We start from the raw sequence: 23,917 nt of genomic DNA, 5'->3' as shown, positions 1-23,917 counted from the left end.
CCCAGAAAAAAAAGACCCCTAACAATCAGGAGTCCTATCAGATTTCACTTTTTATTTTAAGGGTACTCTTAAACACCATGGTGCCACCTCTTCATTTGTTTCGGGCATCAGAGGCAGAGCTATTGTATACATTTTGTTAGTGTCAATGGCGTCTAATTTAATTTGATAAATTCCTTGTGATTCGTCTTTGGGGGCAACAATTAATTGTCCTTCGCGCGCTGCATAATCGTTCATTGTTTCATCAAATAAGACAAGACGCGCTAAATTACGTTCCGAATAAGTCGATGGTATTTTTACAGTGACAACAACCTCATCATTTTGTAATTCCACATTTTCAATCGTGACCTTCTCTGTTGAATTAACCCAAACTTCATCAGAGATGTATTCCGTTAACGGTTTAAATTCTGTCGGTAATTGACCGTTAATATAATACGTCACGTCATCCAATCCATATCCTGCTGCTAGTTCTTGTTCGTTTGGTAAACGTGTAACTTTCTCATATTCATCCGAAAAGATAGGCTTATTCGGTGTCTGATATATTTCATACGTCCAACCATCGACCTGAACATGGCGAGCAATTTCCTCTCTTGGATAAAGTTCTAGCCATTCCAGTCCATCCATATCTGAATCTACCCTTAAGCGCCCTGAATATTCTTTGGATTTCTCATCGAAATTTTCTGAAATAAATGTAGGCTCGTAAATATATCCGTTTGATCCCCTTACAACTAATTGATCTAACTGATAGCGAACCTCGTTAACAGTTTGCCCTTTAACCTCCAATTCAAATGTTGTAGCAAGCGAACTTTTCATCAATCGATTAAGTGAGATAGATGTATCCTCATACGCTGTCTTGACATTAGGGTGAAACTCTTCCGTTCCTTCCAATTTTGCAACCTTAAATTTAAAGTCCCATTTCCCTTCTATAAAGTTATATCCACGCGCAATTCGATTGACTCCTAATTCAATCATCACTTCATCCTTTAAATTAATAGTTGAAAGATCCGCCTCAATAATAATTGCTCCCGTTTTTTCATCAATTTTTCGTACCCGGAAGGCATTCATTGCCTCAGGAATCCTATGATTCACACGTAAACGATAATCTAAATTGAAAAAATCATTCTCATTTAATCCCTCATACCCCTTCAAAAACTCACTTTCTACCGTTAACGCCATAAGAAGAAGATTATCGTCTAATACAACTTCTTCTACCGTAATCACCAAATCTTTATCTGTCATTGACTCGCCAATCTCCGTTGCTACCTTTTGAAATTTTTCGGTTGTCCCCCCAAATAAATACCCTGAAAATTCATTAAAAGACTCGCCAATTTCTTTTAAAGCATTAATAATCGGTGGTTGGTTAAGCCCAACTCCTCCAACTAAACAAAGACTCGCCACTATTGGGACCACTTTCTTAGACTTTATCCCTCCCTTATTTTTCTTCATCTCCTGGTTAGCCCGTTCTATTCCTTTAATCACTGCTTCTTCATACATTTTTGAATTCATCTTAGACATCCTCCTTCAACATCGTCTCAAGTGCTTTTTTCCCTCTTCTTAAATGACTTTTTACTGTATTCGGCTTTAGTTGAAGCCGAATAGAAATATCCTCAATACTTAAGTCTTCAAAATAATGCATCTTAATCACTGACTGATAATCTGGACGTAATTTTTGAATGGCTCGATTCAAATCCATCCGTTCTTCAATTAGGCATCCCTTAGAGGGGGCCTCAAGGTCCTCACCCAACTCATTTAACTCCACCTTGTGCCAAAGATTCATCGCTAAATTAATTAAAATCCTTGTCATCCATGTTTTAAAATACTTCGGTTCCTTTAATTGATGGATATTCAAAAGCCCTCGATAGGCTAACTCCTGAATTAAATCCATCACATCTTGCTCATTTTTCACATATCGATAAGCCATCTGAATGAAATAGTTCTCGTAACGTCTCATTAACTCCAAAAAAGCCAAATCGTCCTTTTTCATCGCGCGCTTAACTAATTGAACCTCTGATAATTGACTGTACCGTTGCTCCCACCTAAAAATCTTCATTTCATCCTCCTTATCTTCCGACCTTTGTCCTCACTCTCTTAGAGTCTATCTCCCTCTAAAAGGTTGCAAAAATATTGTTCTTCATCGAAAATTTATCCTCATGAATATAAATTTTTTAAAATCAAATCCTATTAAGGGTTATTCTATCAATCAAGCACCCTATTTTTCCATAACTTAAGGAGATTATCTTATGAATTATTCAATTGTTTACAGTAGCGTCACAGGTAACACCGCAAAATTGGCTGAGGCAATCAACAATCACCTAGGAGCGAGTTATGTTGGAAAGCCCTCGAATGAGGCATTAAATGCAGACGTCATCTTTGTTGGATTTTGGGCAACTAAAAATTCATGTTCAGCTGATATCCAGGCCTTTATCGAAAAGCTTACTAACAAAAAAGTATTCATCTTTGGAACCGTAGGTTATGATAATACCGACGCTTATTTTGAAGAAATTTTAAATAATGTAAAAGCACTTGTTCCCGCTTCTAATACCATTATCGGTGCCTATGCTTGCCAAGGAAAAGTTTCAGAAAAAAAACAAGAACAGCTCCGAGAAGCCGTCCCTGAAAAATACGAGGCGATTAAAAATAATTTAGCCGAATCCGTCCATCACCCTAACGAAAAAGATATCGACGGACTCTTATCTGCGGTAAAAGCGGCGATTTAAAACCAATGAAAAAAGAGGTTATTGTTTTAAAATAATAACCTCTTTTTTCATTGATACACCTTTTTAAACGTTAAAGCTATGAACAAAGGTCTATAATAGGCAAACTCCCTATTAAAAAATTAGTTGGACCGGTTTCCTAAACGCTCATTTTATCCCCATACATGTTCTGGATTTAAAGCATGTCGTTCAAATAAGTAAATAAGTGAGAATAATAAATGAAATCCATCCGTTCAATTAGTCCCTGCAAACGGTCTTTATCCATTAACTCATCACATGCTCCCTCACCCTATGAGGAATTTTTTTATACAAGCACCGAAGTCTATTCCCCACTTACCTCTAAATATTCAACCTGTGCTCGGTCTCCCCGACCATCATAAGTCATCAAATACTCCACCTTTTTCTCTTTATATTCCATCACGACTTTTAGATTAGGAATCCCTTCTGGAACTCGGCTTCGAACATCTATCACCTGAAACTGTTCAATTACCATTTCATTAAAAACTGGCTCCTCATCAATAAAACGCTCTCCATCATACCAAGTCGAGTAAATCGCAACCGTTGTTCCAACTTCTTTTGGTATAATTAAAAGACGATCACTCCATCCTTCTTCTTCATAGAGCAACACTTCTAATGAATCAAGTTGGGCTAATTGCTCTACTGTTGGCTCATGAATAATGGCTCCGAGTTGATCCTCTGACATCGTCAGGTGGAAAGCATCGACGGCAGAATTAATCGTTGCCTCTACCGGACATTCAATCGATAATTTGATATCCTCTTTTTCGACAAAAACTCCATCTGTTTCAATCGGTGATTGGTTAGAATCATAGGCCACACTCTCCTCCGGTGTCAAAGGAGTTTCTATGATTTCCTCATTCCCATCCACCGAATGACAACCTACCAATAGTGTCATTAAAAACAAAAGCGCTCCCCACTTTTTCATGCCTCTCCCTCCCAAAAAAACATGGTCTCTACTACTATACGCACCTCACTCAAAAATGCGACTAAATTTTTTAAAATTTCTTGATCCTTTCGATTAAAATGATTTCAACTGATTTAAACTATAAGTAAACGATAAGTTATCGCTTAAAACATAGTCTTTGGTTTTGAGTCATTGAATAAAAAAAGGACTCCCTAACCTCATGTTAAATCGGTCAATGATGGACCAACTAATTCTTATTTCCCCTAAAAATTTAATGGACACGTTTATCTTTTCAATGAATTTTCACGTTTTTTATATATTAATACTACCGAGATTTAACCCTATTTATGCTATTCTTTAACTAGAGAATTGTGTGCTAAAAATGTTGTGATAGAATGGAGTTTTTATATATGAGAAAAACCTCTTCCTTAAAACTAGCTTTTACCTCACTGATTTCTACTTTATTAATCTGCCTATCTGGTTGTGAGGGGACGACGTCAACAAACGGGCCCCAATTAAATACAAAAGCTAATTTAAGTCCTGCTCCATTAACCATTGACATACTTGCAACAGGAAAATCCGATTGCATCATCATTCAAATACAAGATAAAACAGTAATGATTGATACAGGACTAGATGAAAATGGAGAAACAATTACCGATTTTTTAAAAAAAGAAAACATTGATACGATTGATTACCTTATTATCTCTCATCTCGATAAAGATCACATCGGAGGTGCAGATATTATCTTAGATGAAGGCATCGAGGTGCAAAACGTCATTCAACCGAACTATTCGCGGGATACAAAACAACATAAAGAATACGTAAAGGCCCTTGAAAAACACGACATTAAGCCGACCCTTCTAACAAGTGATACAGTACTTGAAGTAAATAGCGCAACCATTATTGTTTCCGCTCCGCTAAGAGAGGAATACGAACAATCAAACGACTATTCTTTAATTACCTCTCTCTCATATAAAAATCAGAGTTTTTTATTTGCTGGAGACGCTGAGGCCATTCGAATAAGTGAATTCCTTGCTTCTAATCCTCATGCTTACACCTTATTAAAGGTGCCTCATCACGGAAAATACAGTGACAATCTAGAAGAACTATTACAAATGACAACTCCTGATTATGGCATCATTACGTGCTCAGAAGATGAATATCCGGATCAAAAGGTCCTTGATCTTTTAACAAAATATCAAGTTCAAACATTACTCACAAGTGATGGTCCAATTATTATACGAAGTGATGGTCAACAAATTACGGTTAATCAACAACTCACTTCAACACTTTCCCTTAAACAAAAAGGAGACTAACTTTAGTCTCCTTTTTTCTGTTCAATTTTTTCAATAAGCTGAGAAACATCATTTTTTATCTTTTTAGAAGATTCTAATAACTCATTGGCTACAGACTTAACCTCTTCATTATCCGTTTGCGTTAAAACATTATTAATTAAAATCATCCAAACATCGCATTGTTGCATCACACGATGCAAGTAATCCTCATCTACACTCTTACCTATTAAGGTAGTCGGCTGTTCTGCACCTTCCGATTTAAGCGCAACTAAAATTTGTTGATAAACTTCCTCATAACTAGATAGGTAGGTAGCTTCCTTCTTCTCATCATAAACTAACTGTTGATGAACCTTTTTTTGAGTTTGATTAATTTTATTAATATTAGATTTCAATTCGTGAGTGATGTCATTCACGGATTTTTTTATTTTATTTCGTTCTCCATGTTCTAACTGATTTTTTGATAATGCAATGAGTCCACGTTGATGATTCAACATCTGATTTAAAAAATCGGCGTTTAAATCACCCATTTTTTCCTTGGCGCTTAAGCTATTTTGCATCTGTAAGTAAATAAGATCGACCTTTTTCAAATAATCTTGCTGTTTTAAACTTACGCCATCATTAGCAAACACGGTTATGGATAAAAAGAAAAATGAGAAACACACCAATAACGAATATTTAAACCATTTCATCTTATCACCACCTTCTTCATGATTCATTTCTTCCTTAGTATTCGGTTTTTAATCATTCTTTATGTAACGGTTTTAAAGAGGAAAAGTTGTCGAACTCCACTTGTATAATTTAACATTTTTCTCATTAAAAGTTAGCTATACTTAAACTACTGCAAAATCGAATCTTTTTAATTTCCCAACAACTTCAATACAACATATAGACAAGTTAAATTTTAATCGATAGTTTTATTCTATAAATATAATCTATTGATAGAATAATTTTATAAATTACCTATTGGAAAAAAGTATTTTTTAAGTTTAATAATAAAATATTATAAAATTAGTATTATTGTTTTTTTAAAATAGTCATACCATTTTCATGAAAATGGATCATCCAATGAGTTAAAAAAAGGTTAAAAGAAGATAAATAAATTCAATTTAGCGCGGAACTATTTAAAAAGAGAGCACAAATAGAGGAAAGAAGAAGTAAAAAAAAGCAGAGTAACTCCGAAAATCGTCTCTTTTGAATAACGTTAAAAGAACATCTGGAGAAATCACGATTAAAAAGTGTTTAAATTAATCTTCTCGTCCAATTTAGAAAGAGGAAATAAGGAAAGACTATTCAAAAAAAAGAAGATATTTTATAATAAGACTTAGAAAAACAAAACCTATTAGGAGTTGAAAGATAATGAAAAAAATAAATAAGCCAAAACTATCTACTGTTTTAATGGCAGGATCCGCTTTAGCTGCAGGGGTTGGAATTACACTTCTAACAAAAACAATGGTTAAATACAAAGAAAAAAAGGAAGAAGAAAAACAATTAAAAAGTTTAGAAGATGAAGAGTTCAATGATTTATTTGAATAATTAAAAGCACACCTACGAAGGTGTGCTTTTTTTGTCCACAAATTTATTTTGTTGTTTTTATTCTCTTCATTAAATTATCCTCAATTTAAAAAATTTTAAATTGGGGATAAAAAAATTTGCGCCTTATTAGCAACTGTGGATACTAAAAAAGCGATCGATATAAAAATTTAATATCCTCTATTCCAATTTTAATAGATGATTTATACACAGGAAAAAAGATTCCATCCTGAAGAAGAGAAATCTCCATCAACTTTTAATCTTATTAAACCGACTCACAATCTATTAAATTCAAAAAAACAAAGCTTTTTTATCCGTTGATTGTATCCATTATAAAAAATACGACAATCGATACATCAAGTATTTTTTATAAAAATAAAATCTGGGGATAATTATCCCCAGATTAACCTCTATCGTCTACCAAGAAGAGAATCGTTAAGTCCTTCTTTCTTGCGAATAAAAAGATGAGGCACGAATGACCTTTCAATTAAAGGAATCCCCAATTTCATTTTTTCTAAACTGAGGATAACCTGATGATCTTTCAATAGCAGACTTAATTTAACGATTCCCACTTCTTTTTTTATCTTCTCTCTTCTAGAAATGTCCCTATCTTCTCATTTTTTCTCTTTTCCTACATAATTTGTTTATAGAGAAACTGAAAAATGCTTCAATAAAGAATCCTAGATCTTTCACACCTAAAAATGGAGGTCATGAATGAAGTAATCCCGTATAACAGTAGACGATAAAAAGGTAAAAGACCTCTTCCTCTTTCCCTCCCCTTCACCATTCATTTTCATAATGGCTCCTAGCCATTTGCGAACTTCGGTGTATTGTTTCGGTTCTCAATAAAAATTTGTGAGGTGATTTTATGACCCTATTTTATATCAATTTGACGGCCCTTTTTGTTTTCCTTTTAAGCTATAAACTCGAACCACGAAGACTATTAAATGGTTTTCTCTTTAATATCCTTTTTTTAATAAATGCTTTAAACGTTGTCTATCTGGCAATACAGATTCCTAATCTCTTTATTATCTTCCTCCTCGGATTACTGCTTCTTAACCTTCTATTTTTTCTATTCTTCGGCATCTATATCCTAATTATCGCCCTCCTGATTAACGCTAAAATAGTCATGAAACGGGAGCGTAAAACCTTTGCGAACCTCCTCACGCTATTTCTAGCCCTTGGTCTCATCACCTTACTAGGATGCATTTTTATCTGCCTAATCTATCCGATTCCCCGAAAACTTCTTATTTTTCTCAGCGGGTTCGGCCTCGTTGCCTTCTACTATCTCTGCAATCTCCTAAGCTTCCTGAGTATTTCATTCCTCTTTTCAATCAGAAAACCTACTTACCATTATGATTACATTATTGTATTAGGCAGTGGTTTAATCAACAATAAAGTGCCCCCACTACTCGCTAGTCGTATCGATAAAGCTATCCAAATCTATCAGCACCAAAAAAGAAGTTCAACGCCTCCTATGCTCCTCTTTTCTGGAGGACAAGGCCCAAACGAAGAGATCCCCGAAGCGATTGCCATGCAACAATACGCCCTGAATCACAATATTCCCCTTGAACACACACTCGTCGAAACAAACTCCAAAAATACCTACCAAAACATGCAATTCTCTAAACAACTCATGGAAAAAAACCATCCTAACGGCTACCAGACCACCTTCGTAACCAACAATTATCATACCTTCCGTGCTAGCCTGTATGCCAAAGCCATTGGACTAAAAACAGCGGGAATTGGCTCTAAAACAGCAGCCTATTTTTTACCCAATGCTATGATTCGAGAATACATGGCACTCCTCATTATGAACAAAAAACGTCATCTTACCATTACACTCCTCTTTCTAATCTTCGGACTCCTACTAACCCTTTTTATCTAACAACATCCTATTCCTTTTCCAACCTCTCACCCTTTCCCCCATAAAAAAAGCACCCTACCTTATCACGGTGCTCCTTTTAATCCCTATAATTACTACCTACCAAACACCAACTTGGTTAATAATCCTCATCATTGTCTCGCTAAAAAAGGCTGTCTACTTCATCGTGACGCCTTTTTTATCCGTGGAATCATTCCCTATCATCCTTTGACTTTGTGGACAACATGTCAACCATCTTCCATTAAAACAGCTAACCATATCCTTAATTGAAAATAAGAGGAGTAAATTTCAACTGATATTAACATCCCCAATCATAAAAAGGATTTAATTCATGTTCCACGTGGAACAAAAATTAAATCCTTTATTTTTTACATCGTCTGCTCACTATGTTTAGTTATAATCATTCGCTCTTCTGTTTCCCTATCAAAGAGATGGATTTGATCTGGATTTAAATAAATATCAATGATTTCTCCACCCGTCTTAGTTGTTGTTCCGTTAATACGTACCACCAGCATTTCTTCTGCTATTTTCACGTAAATATAACTTTCTGCCCCCATTAATTCAACCATGTCGATAACACCTGTAAGTTTAGTATCCCTTGTCGTCTTAGGCACTAAACTAATGTTCTCTGGTCGGACGCCTAAAATAACTTCCCTTCCAAAATATCCACTATTCATTAAATATTTCGCCTGTTCTGGTAATAAGGTTATCTTTTCGTTGCCGCCTAACATTGCAACAGTATTTTGATTCTTGATGACAATTCCATTAAAAAAATTCATTTGTGGACTTCCTATAAAACTTGCAACAAATTTATTTTTAGGATAATTATAAATATTTTGAGGTGTGTCTACCTGTTGAAGAATTCCCTTATTCATGACAACAATCCGCGTTCCCATCGTCATCGCCTCAGTCTGATCATGGGTCACATAAATAAATGTTGTTCCTAGTCTTTTATGTAACTTTGTAATCTCTGCTCTCATTTGGACACGTAGTTTAGCATCTAAATTCGATAACGGTTCATCCATCAAAAAAACCTTAGGTTGACGAACGATAGCACGCCCTAATGCGACCCGCTGCCTTTGTCCCCCTGATAAAGCCTTTGGCTTACGATCTAAAAGTGCCTCAATATCTAAAATTTTAGCTACCTCTCTGATCTTTTCATCAATCTCCTTCTTTGGAAACTTTCTCAATTTTAAGGCAAATGCCATATTATCATAAATGGACATATGAGGATATAAAGCATAATTTTGAAATACCATCGCAATATCTCTATCCTTCGGTTCAACATCAGTCACCAATTGATCCCCAATAAATAAATCCCCTTTAGAAATTTCCTCTAATCCCGCAATCATTCTTAACGTTGTTGACTTCCCACATCCAGATGGACCAACAAAAACAATAAACTCCTTATCCTTAATCTCTAAATTAAAATTACTAACCGCTGTTACCTCATCTTCGTATATTTTATAAATATTTTTTAGTGCTAATGTTGCCATCCTAACCTCTCCTAAACCAATGATTTCAATTTATTCTCTTCAATTATTTCATTCAATAAACTTGGATAGTCCGTAAAAATACCATCAACTTCCGCCCTAATTAACTCTCTCATATGAATTGGCGAGTTAACCGTATATACATTTACATCTAATTGATTTTGGTGGGCCTTTTCAATTAAATCCTTCGTTACCAATTTTAAATGAGGATGAATCGCATCAACCCGCAACGTTTTTGCATACTCAATGATTTGCTCCATTGGCTGATAATATAAGAAGCCAGTCTTTATTGTTGAATCAATTTCTTTACATTTTTTTAGAGACTGAGGATTAAAACTTGAAATTAACGTTTTATTTTTAATACCGTAATGTTGAATTAATTTAATCACATCTTCTTCAATTCCACTGTAAGAAATAACATCCGTCTTTAACTCAATATTTACAACTATCTCCTGATCCTTCACTAACTTCAAAACTTCATCAAGTGTTGGAATACGGCACTCCTCATGATTAGCAAACAGCGCCTTTTTACACTTTAACTGTCTAATTTCTGCTAATGTTAAATCTTTAATTAACCCTTTTGATTGCATCGTTCGTTCAACATCTTCATCATGAATAACGACTAACTCGCTATCCTTTGTCTTATGAACATCTAATTCAATCCCATTTCCGCCTCTTTTAATCCCCTCTTTAAAGGCAAGTAATGTATTCTCTGGATAATCTCCGCTAGCTCCACGGTGAGCAAAATTAATCATCCTATCCCTCCTTAATCAAATTTAACTTTTTTAACGCATTATAAATTCCATTCTGATTAATTGAATCGGTAATATACGTGGCACGTTTTTTCAATTGATCGCATCCATTTCCCATCGCAATGGCGTAATCTACCTCATCAAACATTTCTAGATCATTAAATCCATCTCCAAATGCGTAATACGTTATATCTTTGGTTATATTTTTTTCTTTAAGAAATTTTATGGCACTCCCTTTACTACAATTTTTATTAAAAATATCGTATCCTTCTTCAATATCAATGAGTTTTACAAAACTAAATAGAGGATAGCTCTGTTTTAATTGATCAATCTCCTCATTTTTAATATGAGCATTTAGTTGAAAAATCTCATATTCATCCAAACAATCCAATATATTTTCTTCTAACGGTTTTATTCTCATATTATATTTTTTGGAAAAATGATGCACCCAATCTTGTCCCAACTTCCCTTTACTTTCTGTCAATAAATGAATACAGTAAGGGATATTTTTCTCTTCAAAATAACGAATTAATTGTTCAATTAATCTTCTATCCATGGGTTGTTTATAAATAATTTCATCTTGTCTTGTAATTAAAGAGCCATTTGCTGAAATAATGGTTTTAAACATGTGATGAAAATCTTCTTGTTTCACCATCGCTAAGGATCTTCCTGTTGCTATTACTAGTTCGGTCTTATTATCTTTATTAAGCTTATTAATTGCATCCCATGTACTGTCACAAATCTTATTCTCACTTCGACAAACGAGTGTATTGTCAACATCAAAAAATATAGTCTTATTCATTGTTTCCTCCAACGATTATCTATTCGCTTTATTATATTTATCTAATGCCGTATTAATTGTTTTAGCTATCGTTTCTACCGCTTTTTCTGAGGTTAATTCATTATTTAAAACTTTCTCAATATTTTCTTCAATGGTTGCCCGCGCCTCTGTTAAAACACCGAGTAATGCCCCTGATTGGTTGTTAGCTTCACGTAGTTGATCAATAGCCGTTTGAAATTCTGGATTATTATTTAAATGTTCAACCATGCTTGGAATTTCATAAGCATCTTTTGTTACTGAAAAGTATCCTGTTGCCTGTGCCCATTTCGCCTGGCTCTCTGGTGAAACCATAAATTTAATAAATTCAAAAGCTGCCTTCGCCTTTTCATCATCACCATTATCCATGACCCATAAAGAAGCCCCTCCAATCGAAACACCCCCATTATCTTGACTCGTTACCGTAGGAAAATAAGCTGTTCCTAATTCAAAAGAACCATCAATTTTACTTTTAATCTCTGCTAAGGAAGCGGTTGAAGCAATCGTCATCGCTACTTTACCTGATGCAAATGCATCCTTTACTGCATCACCATCACGTCCAAAACTAATGATCCCCTCTGAGTCAACTAAGTTCTTCCATCCATCAATAATGTTTAATGCTCCTCCATTTTCATCAAATAAAACCTCTGTTGCATGACCTGTTCTTCCGTTTCCTTCATTCGCATAGTCTAACCCTTGTTTCAGTAAAAATTGCTCAAAAAACCATCCATAAATTTGCATTGAAAATCCGTAGCGTCCATTGGTCGCCAACTTATTAGAGTATTCTAGAATTTGATTAAAATCATTTGGTGCTTCTTCTGGATCTAATCCGGCCTCTTCAAAGGCTGTTTTATTATAATAAAGAATCGGAGTTGACGTATTAAATGGCATTGAGTATAAATCACCATTAACTGTGTAATAATCCACAATATTTTCCTCTAAATGGGAGATATCATATCCATCTTCATCAATTAACTCTTGCATCGGAATCGCATATCCACTATCCATCATCCATTTTGTTCCGATTTCGTAAACTTGCATAATTTCTGGACCTGAATGGCTAAGTGCTGAACTTTTTAGTTTATTAATCGCATCATCATATTCCCCTTGAAATTCTGCAACAACTCGAATATCATCTTGCGAATCGTTAAATTCTTCTACTAACTGGTTAATGGCTTCTCCACCTTTTCCTCCCATGGAATGCCAAAAGGTGATTTCTGTTTCGGATGCTTGATTTCCACCACTACACCCAACTAATAAAGATGTTCCTAAAATCCCTACTGCTGTTAATAAATTTTTCTTCATTTTTTCCTCCTATTTTATCCTTTAACTGACCCTGCCGTCATTCCAGCGACCAGTGATCTTTGTCCAATAATAAATACTAATATAGATGGGATTAAGATTAAGATAGCCCCTGCTAATACCACCCCATAATTACTTCCTTCGGCAAATTGAAGCATACTAATTCCAATTTGTACTGTCCGATTATTTCCGTTATTTATTGTTAACAATGGCCATAAATATTGATTCCACGTTCCAATGAAAGTATAAATTGATAGAGAAGCAATCGCAGGTTTTGAAATTGGAATTAAAATATTGATTAGAATTTTAAAGTTATTGCAGCCATCAATTTTTGCTGCTTCTAATAACTCTTTTGGAATGGTTAAATAAAACTGACGAATTAAGAAAATTCCCATTGCAGATGTTAAAAATGGAATAATCAACACGTGTAAACTATCCGTCCATCCCCAGGAACTTACAGTTAAAAAATTAGAAATAATTGTTGTTTCCGATGGAATCATCATGGTCGCTAAAACTAATAAGAACAGTAATTTCTTATATTTAAATTCATAAAAGGCAAAGGCATATGCTGCTAAACTAGACGTAATTACTTGTCCGACGGTCACAAAAACAGAAACAATTAAACTATTTATCACGAATCTAAGCAAAGGGACGGTATTTAGCGCCTCTTTATAATTATCTAAATTTAAATGACTTGGAAGTAGTTTAGCCGGATACTGGGCAATCTCCCCCTGAGACATAAAACTTAACGACACCGCATATAACAAAGGAGAAATAATCAATAAACCACAAACAATATTCACTCCGGTTAAGATCATACGATTTTTTTTACATAGTTTCATTATTGATAATGAACTCCTTTCTTTTCAAACTTAAATTGTAGTAGTGTTACAATCAACATAATGACAAATAAAACAAGTGCTTGTGTACAAGCCGTTTCGAACCGTCCATTAAAGAATGCCTCGCGATAAATGGAATGAACAAGAACATTTGTTGAATCTCCAGGCCCACCCTGGGTTAACAACTTTATTTGCCCAAACGCTTGAAAGCTATTAACTAAATTCATAAAAATAACTAAAAACATCTGAGGAGATATCATTGGAATAATAATATGTTTTAATTTATGCCAGAAATTTGCCCCATCTATTGCAGAACTTTCTAATAATTCACTTGGAATATTACGAAGACCCGTTGTTAGAAAAATAAAGTTAATACCTAAGTTTAACCAACCCGTTACAATTGAAATAGAGAATAACGCGTAGTTCGGATCAGTTAACCAACCAATCTCTTTCCCTAAAATGAGATTCAAAACCCCATTAGTCGGATGGAAAATCATTGCCCAAATAGCCGCTGCTGGTGCGGAGGCAATAGCCATCGGTAAGGAAAACATCAGCTCATACACCCGATTTCCTTTTAACTTGTTATTAGCTAATAAAGCTAACATCAAACTAATCCCTACAGATGGAATTGAAACAAACAAAACAAATTGAAAGGTAACGATAATTGAATGATAAAACTCTGGACTTTGAAACAATTCAATAAAATTATCTAAACCTACAAACTCTTGAATTTCTCCTCGTAAATTAGTTTGAGACAAACTCAATAAGATTGTTTTAATAAACGGATAAAACACAAAAACGATAAATACCGAAAAGGCAGGTATTAAATAAAATATTGGCTCTAACTTCCCTAATCTTAATCTTCTCCTTTTCTTGACTTTGTCCTTTTCCATAGGCATTATTCCTGATGAATACATAGCCCGTTGTTCCATACAAGCCCCTCCTAATCAAAATAAATCTTACAATATTAACTATACCATCCTTATTTTAATTGCCCGTGAATCAATTGTTAATAAATGTTAATCTCTGTTAATAATTCAATAGCATTATTAATATTTCATCAAATCCGCATAAAAAAAAAGCCAAACGACCCTCATCATCGTTTGGCTTTCCAATTATTCTTCTACAAATTCGATTATTCCTTTTCCTAATTTATTAATTCGTGCTAAGGAATAAACGTCGTATCCTTTATCATCTAACAATTGACGTCCTGGTTGAAATGATTTTTCAATCACAATTCCAATCCCGGCTACTTGTGCTCCCGCTTCCTCAACAAGACGAATAGCTCCCAGTGCTGCCTCGCCATTTGCTAAAAAATCATCAATAATTAAAACTTTATCTTCGTTAGAAATATATTTCTTTGACAGTGTCAATTCATAATCCGTTGCCTTTGTAAAAGAATGAACTGTTGTTTGGTACACATCATCCTTTAATACTTTAGAGGCCTGCTTCTTTAATGTCACCATCGGTAAATCCATTTGGATCGCCGTCATGACAGTTGGAGCAATACCTGAACTTTCAATTGTAAAAATTTTCGTTACCCCATGGTCCATAAAATAATTTTTAAATTCTGTCCCAACCTCATACATTAACTGGGCATCCACCCCATGATTTAAGAAAGAATCAACCTTTAATACTGTTTCATTTAATGCCATTCCATCCTTTAAAATTCTATCTTTCAAACTCTTCATCTAAGCAACCTCAACTTTCTTAATCTGCACTTTTTTGGGTTTCATATCTTTTAAAACTAAATTTAACACAAGCGCCACAATCGTTCCCGTTGAAATTCCTGACGCAAAAATCATCTGCAAAGCCTCTGGTAATCCTGAAATAACTTCCGGTCTAAATGTCACTCCAAGACCTAATGCTAAAGAAGCGGCGATAATTAACAGATTTCGATCGGTTAACTCTACACGGCTTAATGTCTTAATCCCCGCAGCAGCTACCATACCAAACATCACTAATCCTACTCCACCAAGAACAGGTTGTGGAATACCATTAATAAGTCCCGCTAACTTAGGAAATAATCCTAGGCAGACTAATAAAATTCCTGCCATTAAAGCCACGTGCTTACTTGCAACTTTTGTTAACGAAATTAATCCCACATTTTGACTAAATGATGTATTTGAGAAAGAACCAACAAGTCCTCCACAAATACTCCCCACTGCATCAGCTAAAATCCCTGAACTCATTTTCTTATCCGTCATCTCAACATCTGATGTTTCACCAATTGCTTTTAAACATCCAACCGTCTCAATTGTCGTTACAAAATAAGCGGGAATAAATGCAAGTACCGCTTTTACATCAAATGTGATTCCATATTCTAAAATATTCGGAATCGCAAACCAACTCGCCTCTGTCACTGCCGTGAAGTCAACTAGCCCTAATGGAATACAAATTACATACCCCACAGCCATCCCAATTAAAATTGCCGCACTACTGATAATTCCTTTTCCATAGCGATTTAACAGTAAGGTTACACAAAGAACAATCATCGCAATTGAAATGTTTAATAAGCTTCCATAATCACTCGCACCACTTCCCCCAGCAGCCCAATCAATTGATACAGGTAAAAGAGTTAATCCAATTAAACAAACAACTGTTCCTGTAACAAGTGGAGGGAACAACTTCATTAATGGCTTAATAAAGAAACTCAACACTACTTCAAATAATGATCCCAGGATCGTTGCCCCTACAATTCCCGCCATTCCAAGCGTTGAACCAACTGAGATAGCCGGTGATACAAACGTAAAATCTGTTCCCATAATACACGCCACTCGTGATCCGACTGGCCCTATCCCTCGAGCTTGAATAATCGTTGCTACTCCGGCCGCTAAAATAGATGCACTAATTAAAGCCGTTGTCATTTGACTATCAAACCCTAAAGCCCCTGCAATAACAAGCGGTACAACAACAATCCCCGAAAATGCTGCAAAAACGTGTTGTAATCCAAATAACAACTTCTTTAAAAACGCAGGATTATCATCCACCCCATAAATTAAATTGTCCTTACTCTTCATCTCTTCCATACAACTCCACTCCTTTTTACTTTTATCTCCAAATAAAAAGCAGCACCCACGTTGGCCGAGGTGCTGCTAAACAAGAGATGTCCCCATCTCCATTCATCAACAACGCCTCGTAGTCCGCACTTTTACGGTTTGCAGGTAGAAACGCCCAGTCCATATCACCAGGTATATACGAGTCTTTATTTCATTTAATAAAGGTATTATAGTATGTCTGTGCAAAAAACACAACCTCTTCCTAGAAAATTTGTAAATTACTTCTCCTATTTTCATTTTTTACCCCCTTTCATAAAACTGTGGATAAAAAAAAGACCGCGTTAGCAGTCCTTTCAATTATTAATGGTAGATTTAGTCTTACGTAAAAAAAATGTCTTCTTCCTTTAACGGTAACACCTAACAATATTAGCTGGATTGAACCTCCCACGACTAAAGTTACGAGTGTTCTTACGCTCTCCTAAAAGGTCCATTTATGACTTTAATTTAGAAAGTTGATCGTAAATAAATGTTGTACAACTAAAGATAGAAGCGATCGTCGCTGAAAATCCCACTAACATTAATAAAATTTCAAATTCATTAAATATATTAACGAATTCGATTCTTGTTATCCAAGAGATACTAAAAAATAAAGTAACGACTGAAGTCAAAAACAGAAGTATCCACAGCTTTAAATATTTTCCCATTTATTATCCTCCCTTTTCATGAGAAATGATTATTTTTATCTTAATCACTTCAACTATAAAATCAGCGGCGACATTCATTTACCACTTATACCTAATCCCCATGAATATATCATATTTTAATAAAATTTCCTAAGACTTGTGGCAAACTAGACAAAAAATGTTGCAGTTTGGATTTCCTCTTCATCTTCTGACCACCTTTTCTAACTTAATCAATAAAGATGGTTTCCTAAACATCACGATACCTCTTCATGAATGGATTAAACTCTAAAAAAAGTGGACGTCTCGTCCACTTTTTAATTCCATCGTAACCCTTTAGGATAATGATTCTTCAACATATGATTCGCAAGTTTCGCCCATCCAAGCGAATACCCATCGACGCAGATTAAATACCAACCTTTCTCACCTTCAAAAGGAAGGGTTCCTCCTCGTAGATACGTCGCGATTTCTTCACTATCTGCCGCAAACGAGATGGAATGTTTAACATCTGCTTGATTTAATGAAAGCGCTAAGGCATGAGACGGTTCAAAACGATTCTTCTTCATCGTTCCCAAATGCCATCCCGCACGTACCACCTTTAATCCATCAAAAGATAGCATACCTGACGGAACAATATACAACTGATCGCCAAATAAAACATAATCCCCTGAAGGAACATTGATAAACGTCTCCTTCGCAAACTCTAAATAGGGCGCTAGCTTCTTCTTATCCTTTAACGGTTTAACAAACTGACGTTTCGGTTCACGAACCTCAGGATCTTCCATCTTCTTTAAGACAGCCACATAATGCCCTTCCCCATGAACTCGATGTGGCCATAAACGATACGTTCGCTTAATCTCCTCCATCTCATACCCTGACCATTCCACTCGCCCTTCGCTAAATCCTTCATAACTATCCACAGATTCAATTTTAAACTCTGGATGTCGTTCAATGAATGAAGCAATCGCCTGCTCATTCTCCTCTGGTGCAAATGTACACGTTGAATAAACCATACGCCCACCTGGTCGTAACATCGTTGCCGCCTCTTCTAAAATATCCGCCTGACGGCTTGCACAATTCAATACATTATCAAGGCTCCACTCCTCTTGCGCTACCTCATCCTTTCTAAACATCCCCTCACCCGAACATGGCGCGTCTACGACGATTCGATCAAAAAAAGAAGGAAAATGCTTCGCTAACGTTTGAGGACTCTCATTTAACACAACTGCATTTTTAACCCCCATACGCTCAATATTTTGCGAAAGAATTTTAGCGCGTTGTGGATAAATTTCATTGGTAACTAACAATCCATCATTCTGTAACTGAGAAGCAAGATGCGTACTTTTTCCACCTGGCGCCGCACATAAATCCAACACACGCTCCCCAGGTAAAGCCCCTACAAACGTTCCAACCGACATCGCACTCGGTTCCTGAATATAATAAACTCCCGCTTCATGATACGGATGCTTTCCTGGACGATCAGCTTGCTGATAAAAAAAGCCTTCTAAAACCCATGGAATAGGTGTTAAATGCATATGATTTATCTTTATAAAATGATCCTTATCGGTTTTCAATAAATTAAGTCGTAACCCTAGTGATTTCTCCTGCTCATAACTTTTTATAAATAAATCATACTCATCTTGAAGTAACTCTTGCATCTTATCTAAAAAGTCCTTTGGTAATGACATCATCGCTCACCCTTTCCTAATGTTCCTAACTATCTATCGATTATAGTACAAAACGTCTCCCCATTAAAGAATCAGTGCATTGAAAATACTGGAAATTAGAGCGTTGATTCTCCATAAAGAAACTCCCTCTTATAACATAAAAAAAGGCGTTCTATTTGAACGCCTTTTAACTAGATTTTTTTAACGAATTCTGATTTTAAGCTCATCGCTCCAAATCCATCAATTTTACAATCGATATCGTGTCCATTTGTTGAATCATGAACTAAACGAATTCCCTTAACTTTAGTTCCTTGCTTAATCGCTGAAGAACTTCCTTTAACTTTTAAATCTTTAATAACTGTTACTGTATCTCCATCTGCTAATACATTTCCATTCGCATCACGAATTACATTCGCTTCTGCTGCTTCAGCATCTGCCGCTGGATTCCACTCGTAAGCACACATTGGACAAACTAACATACTTCCATCTTCGTAAGTATATTCTGAATTACATTTTGGGCAATTTGGTAAAGCTGACATCTAAATTCCTCCATTCAAGCAAATCTCATAACTCAATATCATATCATAAAACACCTATTTTTTCAAAGTTGTCCTCATAAACAACACTTATATGAATTATTTCTTTCCTAATCACCCCAACGTTTAAACTACTTCATCACTGTATAGATATAATTTGCACCTAATCATCCAAATTAATTCTTTCAATCCTTATTTCGTTATCTTCTACCCACAAAAATGCCATCGTTAAAGGTAAAGAAAATCGTCGTCTTCCACAACTTCCCGGATTTAAAAATAATACTCCCTCTCTTTCCTCCTGCTCATACCGATGAGAATGCCCATAGATCACCACATCTATTCCAGCTAACTTATCAGGAATATTCCTTTTATCATGCACAACATAAATCAAACACTGATTCATTTCTATTTCTAAATAATCTGGAAGATCCAATAAATCGTTATTGCCTCGCACGACAAATGTCTTAGTGATCTGATTTAACCTATTAATCACCTCTTCCTTACAAACATCACCTGCGTGAAGAATATAATCACATCCGTGTAGATGACCGACGACCTCTTCTCTTAAAACATTATGTGTATCAGAAATAATACCAATTTTCAAAAATATCATCCTCTCATTCTTACGTTCCACGTGGAACATTTAAATTTATCTTACTGATATGAAAAAAAATGCCACATGTAACACTCGGATCATCCAGCAATGAAAAGGGCACCGTTCAAATGATTAAGAACTAGAGGCTGCCTTCCTCTTCCATTATTTATAATAACTAGCTCCCTTTAATTATACTTCCGATGATTAAAAAATTTTTATCCTCTATACTCTGATAGAGTCTAGACTCCGTCAAAACAAATATTACTACCCTAACATCACTGTTTCAATTATTCTAATATTTTAGGTAATATGATGCCAATCTCTAGACCAATGATTATGAACACTCCTGAATCTAAACTAGAAGAGGCATTCGATAACTCCCTTGAAATTTCAGTAATAAGTACTTTAACTAAGAAAAAAATTTCTTCTCAAAGCTTCTTCCGTTAACATTAGTAATCTTATAGAAACCTAAACTATATTAAATGAAGTGATTCCAAAATGTCTGACTTATCTCCATTTTAAAATTTAATAAACTTAACTCGTTTATCGTTAGAAACAAATACTATGATGAGTATTGCTCTCTTGAAAAATCTACTTAATTTAAATCAACTATTATTATATGAAAATTTCATCTCGAATATTCACTCGCTCCATGACTGAATAATTTTAACTTTATTAACTTTATATTCAAATAAAATTAGCAACTACCGTTGGAATTATTATTCATTTATGCTCATCATAGCTCTAATCATTCTATCCTTAAAAATCTGACTAATCTACAAAAACTTTTTCTAAATCAAAGTTCTCTCAATGATTTTAGCATTTTAGAAAACCTCATTCACTTACATCAGCTACAATTAATAGATACAAATATCTCCAATCTAAATCCCATCAAAGAATTAACCCACTTAACCGATTTATCCCCTATATATGTATATCCAATGTTTTTGCCCTTCTTCATATAATTGTACAGACTTTCTGTGGATAACAATCATATATTATATAGAAACAGATATGTTTCAATTATTCTAATACTGGATGTGATACTATGCCAACCCCTAACTCAGGGATTGTTAATATCCCTGATCCCCAGTTAAAAGCTGCTATCTGTGAAGCCTTAGGAGTACCAACAACGACCGATTTAACGGAAGAAGAACTCTAACAGTTAACTACCTTAGACGCAAAAAATAGAAATATCTCTGATCTTACAGGATTAGGTCATCTCACAAACTTAGAAACGCTCGAACTACAAGGAAATCTAACTTCTTCAATCACAGAATTAGAACCACTAGTTAAACTACAAACACTTATCCTATCTAATAATCAAATATCATCACTAGAATTATCTCCATTAAAATACTTAAAAAACCTAACTCATTTGGAACTAGAAAATAATCAACTTATTACGATTTCAGATTTAGAGGGTTTAACAAAACTAACCTATTTATCCCTCGATCGAAATAATATCAGTGACATAACGCCTCTTAGACCGTTAGTCTCTCTTGAAACCTTAAAACTGATGGCTAATAACATTGGTACCATCAGAGCAATCGAAAATCTAACAAATTTAAAAAACTTAGATATTAGCCAAAATCGTATCAACAATATTACACCGTTAAAAGACCTACTTCAGCTTGAAAGTTTATCCATGTCTTATAACAAAATACGTGATATCTCTAGTTTACAAGATTTATCAAACTTAAAAGAACTCCAAGCAGGTGGAAATGAAATATCCGATATCTATGCTCTAGCAGACCTTCAAAATCTGGAACAATTAGAGCTTCCGATTAATCAAATTACTGATATTTCCCCCCTAGCAAATTTGAAAAACTTAAGTGACCCTGTCTTATATGACCAACAAATAACACTACCAACCCAAGTTTCCTATACACATAACCTTTCGGTGAGTAACCCTCTTATCAATCGCTTAAGCGAAACAATTCGACCATCTGAAATCAGCGATAATGGTCAATACAATTCTGCAACAAACTCGATCGAATGGACGAACCTTAATGGAAAGGGAACACTAAGTTTTATATTTAACGTTGATTATACTAATCCTAATAGTTTCTCTGGAATTGTTTATCAACCTTACTTAATTCTAAGTGGGGCCACTGGTCCAGCAGGACCTCAAGGAGCCACTGGTCAAACCGGGCCTCGTGGATTAACGGGGGCCACTGGTCAAACTGGGGCTACCGGTCAAACCGGTCCCCGTGGAGCCACTGGTCCTCAAGGAGCCACTGGTCAAACCGGACCTCGTGGATTAACCGGAGCTACTGGTCCTCAAGGAGATACTGGTCGAACTGGAGCTACTGGTCCCGAAGGTCCGACAGGTCCAACCGGGCCTCGCGGATTAACTGGGGCCACCGGTCCTCAAGGAGATACTGGTCGAACTGGAGCCACTGGTCCTACTGGACCTCGTGGATTACCTGGACCTACTGGGCCTCAAGGGCCTCGTGGGGCTGAATTTTCAGGTGATAATAGACAATATATTTCAAAACCTCATTCAGAACTCTCTATCCGTCCTAATGACTTTATTCCTGTCTATCCTATTTTGAATATAGATTTGGGGGACAATAACAATCTGCATTCTAGTAAATTACACACAACTATTGAACTTGATCCTAATTCTATATACCTTATCACCTACCGTACATCAGCCTATCACTGTCACAACTGTGATAACATTCCTATTAGTGTAGAATTAATGACTAACTATAAAAGATGTCTGGGATCAAAAGCGATCGTTACCGCAGATGAAAGACAACTAGTCGAACTAAGTGGTACTATTGTCTTAAAAACCACGGATATCACTTCTCTATCTCTCGTTAATACATCTAAAATAGATGTGCATTTTATCTACACATCCATCGCAATCATTAAAGTTAATGAAGAATAATCCTCTTCATTCTTAAAAGGGATGAGTTGGCCTAATGGCACGACTCATCCCTTTTTGTATACCATCTAAACGTGATTCCCCCTATAAAACAGGACTCCAACGTATTGAATAGAATAAACTAAAAATTATTCCGACATGAGTAGCCCCCTTTACCTCTCCGTCATAAATATTCATCATTTTTCTGACATAAAATATACTTTCCAATCCCTCTTGCTACCCCATCCTGACTTACGCTATCTGTTACCTGCTTAGCATGCCTCTTTACATTCTCTGCAGCATTCCCCATCGCAATGCCACATCCGACTGTAGCAAGCATCTCAATATCATTTTCCCCATCACCAAAAGCATAGCTCTCCTCAATCGGAAGATTCAAATACTCCAGCGCTTTTAAAATTCCAGTTGCCTTATGATTCTCTTTATAATAGACCTCTAAATGACTAGGGTGAATACTGTGAAAAAAGCCATACTCTTCATAGTTTTTTAACCATTCCTTGCATTCCTCTATCACTTCACTCGTCTTCCCAAATATTTCGAATTTATAAATCTCTAAGTCTTCTAAACGATACTCACTCTCAAAGTAGCTTCTTGGAATATGAATACTCTCATAAAACTCATAAAACTCCTGACTCTTTTTATCCAAATAACTGTTTCTTTCACCAACTAATACATATTGGATTCCCTTATCATCCAATATGTCAGCAAACATCTTCACAAACCGTTTATCCATCGCTTGATTATAAACAACCTGATCCCTAACAATAACCTGCGCACCATTAACTAATACATATCCATCAAAACCAAAGTTTCTTATCTCCTCATCTAAAAAAGAATATGGCCTTCCAGTCGCAATAAAAACAAAATTTCCTTCATCCTGTAACTGACGAATAGCACGTTTAACCCGCGACGAAATCTGCGTCACTCCATTCAATGTATCAATCAACGTCCCATCAATATCGAAAAATATAGCCTTCATCAATTCACTCCTCCTTCAC

Annotated in this window: 21 protein-coding genes and 1 riboswitch; of the genes, 5 read left to right on the top strand and 16 right to left on the bottom strand. The window is 35.4% G+C overall.

Annotation, left to right across the window (positions count from 1 at the left end):
• Positions 1–51 precede the first annotated feature (51 nt).
• Both VXM77_RS00200 and VXM77_RS00195 read right to left on the bottom strand, forming a co-directional pair.
• Positions 52–1,503 carry a DUF4179 domain-containing protein gene (locus VXM77_RS00200; RefSeq protein ID WP_338506530.1) on the bottom strand — a complete coding sequence of 484 codons (1,452 nt, stop codon included), beginning with the start codon at positions 1,501–1,503 and terminating at the stop codon, positions 52–54.
• Position 1,504: 1 nt separating this feature from the next.
• Positions 1,505–2,047: a sigma-70 family RNA polymerase sigma factor gene (locus VXM77_RS00195; RefSeq protein WP_161831484.1), complete on the bottom strand. Its 543-nt coding sequence runs from the start codon at positions 2,045–2,047 to the stop codon at positions 1,505–1,507.
• Positions 2,048–2,237: 190 nt separating this feature from the next.
• Here VXM77_RS00195 and VXM77_RS00190 point away from each other — a divergent pair, with 190 nt between their 5' ends.
• On the top strand, positions 2,238–2,714 hold the full coding sequence (locus tag VXM77_RS00190) for a flavodoxin family protein (protein ID WP_338506527.1): 477 nt from the start codon (positions 2,238–2,240) through the stop codon (positions 2,712–2,714).
• A gap of 319 nt (positions 2,715–3,033) precedes the next feature.
• Here the strand turns inward: VXM77_RS00190 and VXM77_RS00185 are convergent, their stop codons facing one another.
• On the bottom strand, positions 3,034–3,654 hold the full coding sequence (locus VXM77_RS00185; RefSeq protein WP_338506524.1) for a hypothetical protein: 621 nt from the start codon (positions 3,652–3,654) through the stop codon (positions 3,034–3,036).
• 389 nt (positions 3,655–4,043) lie between these two features.
• Between VXM77_RS00185 and VXM77_RS00180 the strand changes: the two genes are divergently transcribed.
• On the top strand, positions 4,044–4,952 hold the full coding sequence (locus VXM77_RS00180; RefSeq protein ID WP_338506521.1) for an MBL fold metallo-hydrolase: 909 nt from the start codon (positions 4,044–4,046) through the stop codon (positions 4,950–4,952).
• Between the two features lie 2 nt (positions 4,953–4,954).
• Here VXM77_RS00180 and VXM77_RS00175 read toward each other — a convergent pair whose 3' ends face one another.
• Positions 4,955–5,620, bottom strand: coding sequence for a DUF305 domain-containing protein (locus tag VXM77_RS00175; protein WP_161831476.1), 666 nt, complete (start codon positions 5,618–5,620; stop codon positions 4,955–4,957).
• 667 nt (positions 5,621–6,287) lie between these two features.
• Here VXM77_RS00175 and VXM77_RS00170 point away from each other — a divergent pair.
• Positions 6,288–6,464: a hypothetical protein gene (locus VXM77_RS00170; RefSeq protein WP_161831474.1), complete on the top strand. Its 177-nt coding sequence runs from the start codon at positions 6,288–6,290 to the stop codon at positions 6,462–6,464.
• A gap of 865 nt (positions 6,465–7,329) precedes the next feature.
• The gene (locus tag VXM77_RS00165) at positions 7,330–8,349 is read left to right on the top strand and encodes a YdcF family protein (RefSeq protein ID WP_262950768.1); all 1,020 of its coding nucleotides are present in this window, start codon (positions 7,330–7,332) and stop codon (positions 8,347–8,349) included.
• 365 nt (positions 8,350–8,714) lie between these two features.
• Here VXM77_RS00165 and ugpC read toward each other — a convergent pair whose 3' ends face one another.
• The 11 genes from ugpC to VXM77_RS00110 all read right to left on the bottom strand — a co-directional run bounded on the left by ugpC (position 8,715) and on the right by VXM77_RS00110 (position 20,035).
• Positions 8,715–9,842 (bottom strand): sn-glycerol-3-phosphate ABC transporter ATP-binding protein UgpC, encoded by a 1,128-nt coding sequence (ugpC, locus tag VXM77_RS00160; RefSeq protein WP_262950767.1) that lies wholly within the window; start codon positions 9,840–9,842, stop codon positions 8,715–8,717.
• Between the two features lie 11 nt (positions 9,843–9,853).
• Complete coding sequence (locus VXM77_RS00155) at positions 9,854–10,594, bottom strand: glycerophosphodiester phosphodiesterase (protein ID WP_338506518.1); 741 nt, start codon at positions 10,592–10,594, stop codon at positions 9,854–9,856.
• A gap of 1 nt (position 10,595) precedes the next feature.
• Complete coding sequence (locus tag VXM77_RS00150; RefSeq protein ID WP_338506516.1) at positions 10,596–11,393, bottom strand: HAD family hydrolase; 798 nt, start codon at positions 11,391–11,393, stop codon at positions 10,596–10,598.
• A gap of 15 nt (positions 11,394–11,408) precedes the next feature.
• Entirely contained in the window at positions 11,409–12,713 is a 1,305-nt protein-coding gene (locus VXM77_RS00145) for an ABC transporter substrate-binding protein (RefSeq protein ID WP_338506514.1), read from the bottom strand.
• A gap of 14 nt (positions 12,714–12,727) precedes the next feature.
• Positions 12,728–13,552: a carbohydrate ABC transporter permease gene (locus VXM77_RS00140; RefSeq protein WP_338506511.1), complete on the bottom strand. Its 825-nt coding sequence runs from the start codon at positions 13,550–13,552 to the stop codon at positions 12,728–12,730.
• Entirely contained in the window at positions 13,552–14,481 is a 930-nt protein-coding gene (locus tag VXM77_RS00135) for a sugar ABC transporter permease (RefSeq protein WP_338506508.1), read from the bottom strand. Before VXM77_RS00135 ends, VXM77_RS00140 begins: the two co-directional genes overlap by 1 nt.
• A gap of 183 nt (positions 14,482–14,664) precedes the next feature.
• Positions 14,665–15,240 carry a xanthine phosphoribosyltransferase gene (locus VXM77_RS00130; RefSeq protein ID WP_338506507.1) on the bottom strand — a complete coding sequence of 192 codons (576 nt, stop codon included), beginning with the start codon at positions 15,238–15,240 and terminating at the stop codon, positions 14,665–14,667.
• Positions 15,241–16,578 (bottom strand): nucleobase:cation symporter-2 family protein, encoded by a 1,338-nt coding sequence (locus VXM77_RS00125; protein ID WP_338506505.1) that lies wholly within the window; start codon positions 16,576–16,578, stop codon positions 15,241–15,243. It abuts the gene before it with no gap.
• Between the two features lie 90 nt (positions 16,579–16,668).
• A riboswitch (purine riboswitch) is annotated at positions 16,669–16,770 on the bottom strand.
• A gap of 775 nt (positions 16,771–17,545) precedes the next feature.
• A complete protein-coding gene (locus tag VXM77_RS00120; protein WP_161831468.1) occupies positions 17,546–18,916 on the bottom strand; it encodes an RsmF rRNA methyltransferase first C-terminal domain-containing protein in 1,371 nt (456 codons plus the stop codon).
• 170 nt (positions 18,917–19,086) lie between these two features.
• Entirely contained in the window at positions 19,087–19,434 is a 348-nt protein-coding gene (locus VXM77_RS00115; RefSeq protein WP_161831466.1) for a zinc ribbon domain-containing protein YjdM, read from the bottom strand.
• Between the two features lie 160 nt (positions 19,435–19,594).
• Positions 19,595–20,035 carry a metallophosphoesterase family protein gene (locus VXM77_RS00110; protein ID WP_338506501.1) on the bottom strand — a complete coding sequence of 147 codons (441 nt, stop codon included), beginning with the start codon at positions 20,033–20,035 and terminating at the stop codon, positions 19,595–19,597.
• 1,510 nt (positions 20,036–21,545) lie between these two features.
• Between VXM77_RS00110 and VXM77_RS00105 the strand changes: the two genes are divergently transcribed.
• Positions 21,546–22,925 carry a leucine-rich repeat domain-containing protein gene (locus tag VXM77_RS00105; protein ID WP_338506498.1) on the top strand — a complete coding sequence of 460 codons (1,380 nt, stop codon included), beginning with the start codon at positions 21,546–21,548 and terminating at the stop codon, positions 22,923–22,925.
• Between the two features lie 160 nt (positions 22,926–23,085).
• Here VXM77_RS00105 and VXM77_RS00100 read toward each other — a convergent pair whose 3' ends face one another.
• Positions 23,086–23,898 (bottom strand): HAD family hydrolase, encoded by an 813-nt coding sequence (locus tag VXM77_RS00100; RefSeq protein ID WP_338506496.1) that lies wholly within the window; start codon positions 23,896–23,898, stop codon positions 23,086–23,088.
• Positions 23,899–23,917 lie beyond the last annotated feature (19 nt).

This window comes from Turicibacter sp. KK003 (genome assembly GCF_037014675.1).
Taxonomy (GTDB): domain Bacteria; phylum Bacillota_I; class Bacilli_A; order MOL361; family Turicibacteraceae; genus Turicibacter; species Turicibacter faecis.
Note: the sequence above shows the minus strand (reverse complement) of the source record. Positions and strands in the feature narration are given on the sequence as shown.

Bases quoted from the DNA above. Each gene is read 5' to 3' on its own strand.
- VXM77_RS00105 (WP_338506498.1), top strand. From the start codon at position 21,546: ATGGCTAATAACATTGGTACCATCAGAGCAATCGAAAATCTAACAAAT.
- VXM77_RS00190 (WP_338506527.1), top strand. From the start codon at position 2,238: ATGAATTATTCAATTGTTTACAGTAGCGTCACAGGTAACACCGCAAAA.
- VXM77_RS00195 (WP_161831484.1), bottom strand. From the start codon at position 2,047: ATGAAGATTTTTAGGTGGGAGCAACGGTACAGTCAATTATCAGAGGTT.
- VXM77_RS00175 (WP_161831476.1), bottom strand. From the start codon at position 5,620: ATGAAATGGTTTAAATATTCGTTATTGGTGTGTTTCTCATTTTTCTTT.
- VXM77_RS00125 (WP_338506505.1), bottom strand. From the start codon at position 16,578: ATGGAAGAGATGAAGAGTAAGGACAATTTAATTTATGGGGTGGATGAT.
- VXM77_RS00180 (WP_338506521.1), top strand. From the start codon at position 4,044: ATGAGAAAAACCTCTTCCTTAAAACTAGCTTTTACCTCACTGATTTCT.
- VXM77_RS00115 (WP_161831466.1), bottom strand. From the start codon at position 19,434: ATGTCAGCTTTACCAAATTGCCCAAAATGTAATTCAGAATATACTTAC.
- ugpC (WP_262950767.1), bottom strand. From the start codon at position 9,842: ATGGCAACATTAGCACTAAAAAATATTTATAAAATATACGAAGATGAG.
- VXM77_RS00155 (WP_338506518.1), bottom strand. From the start codon at position 10,594: ATGATTAATTTTGCTCACCGTGGAGCTAGCGGAGATTATCCAGAGAAT.
- VXM77_RS00100 (WP_338506496.1), bottom strand. From the start codon at position 23,898: ATGAAGGCTATATTTTTCGATATTGATGGGACGTTGATTGATACATTG.
- VXM77_RS00130 (WP_338506507.1), bottom strand. From the start codon at position 15,240: ATGAAGAGTTTGAAAGATAGAATTTTAAAGGATGGAATGGCATTAAAT.
- VXM77_RS00185 (WP_338506524.1), bottom strand. From the start codon at position 3,654: ATGAAAAAGTGGGGAGCGCTTTTGTTTTTAATGACACTATTGGTAGGT.
- VXM77_RS00120 (WP_161831468.1), bottom strand. From the start codon at position 18,916: ATGTCATTACCAAAGGACTTTTTAGATAAGATGCAAGAGTTACTTCAA.
- VXM77_RS00140 (WP_338506511.1), bottom strand. From the start codon at position 13,552: ATGAAACTATGTAAAAAAAATCGTATGATCTTAACCGGAGTGAATATT.
- VXM77_RS00145 (WP_338506514.1), bottom strand. From the start codon at position 12,713: ATGAAGAAAAATTTATTAACAGCAGTAGGGATTTTAGGAACATCTTTA.
- VXM77_RS00150 (WP_338506516.1), bottom strand. From the start codon at position 11,393: ATGAATAAGACTATATTTTTTGATGTTGACAATACACTCGTTTGTCGA.
- VXM77_RS00165 (WP_262950768.1), top strand. From the start codon at position 7,330: ATGACCCTATTTTATATCAATTTGACGGCCCTTTTTGTTTTCCTTTTA.
- VXM77_RS00135 (WP_338506508.1), bottom strand. From the start codon at position 14,481: ATGGAACAACGGGCTATGTATTCATCAGGAATAATGCCTATGGAAAAG.
- VXM77_RS00200 (WP_338506530.1), bottom strand. From the start codon at position 1,503: ATGAATTCAAAAATGTATGAAGAAGCAGTGATTAAAGGAATAGAACGG.
- VXM77_RS00170 (WP_161831474.1), top strand. From the start codon at position 6,288: ATGAAAAAAATAAATAAGCCAAAACTATCTACTGTTTTAATGGCAGGA.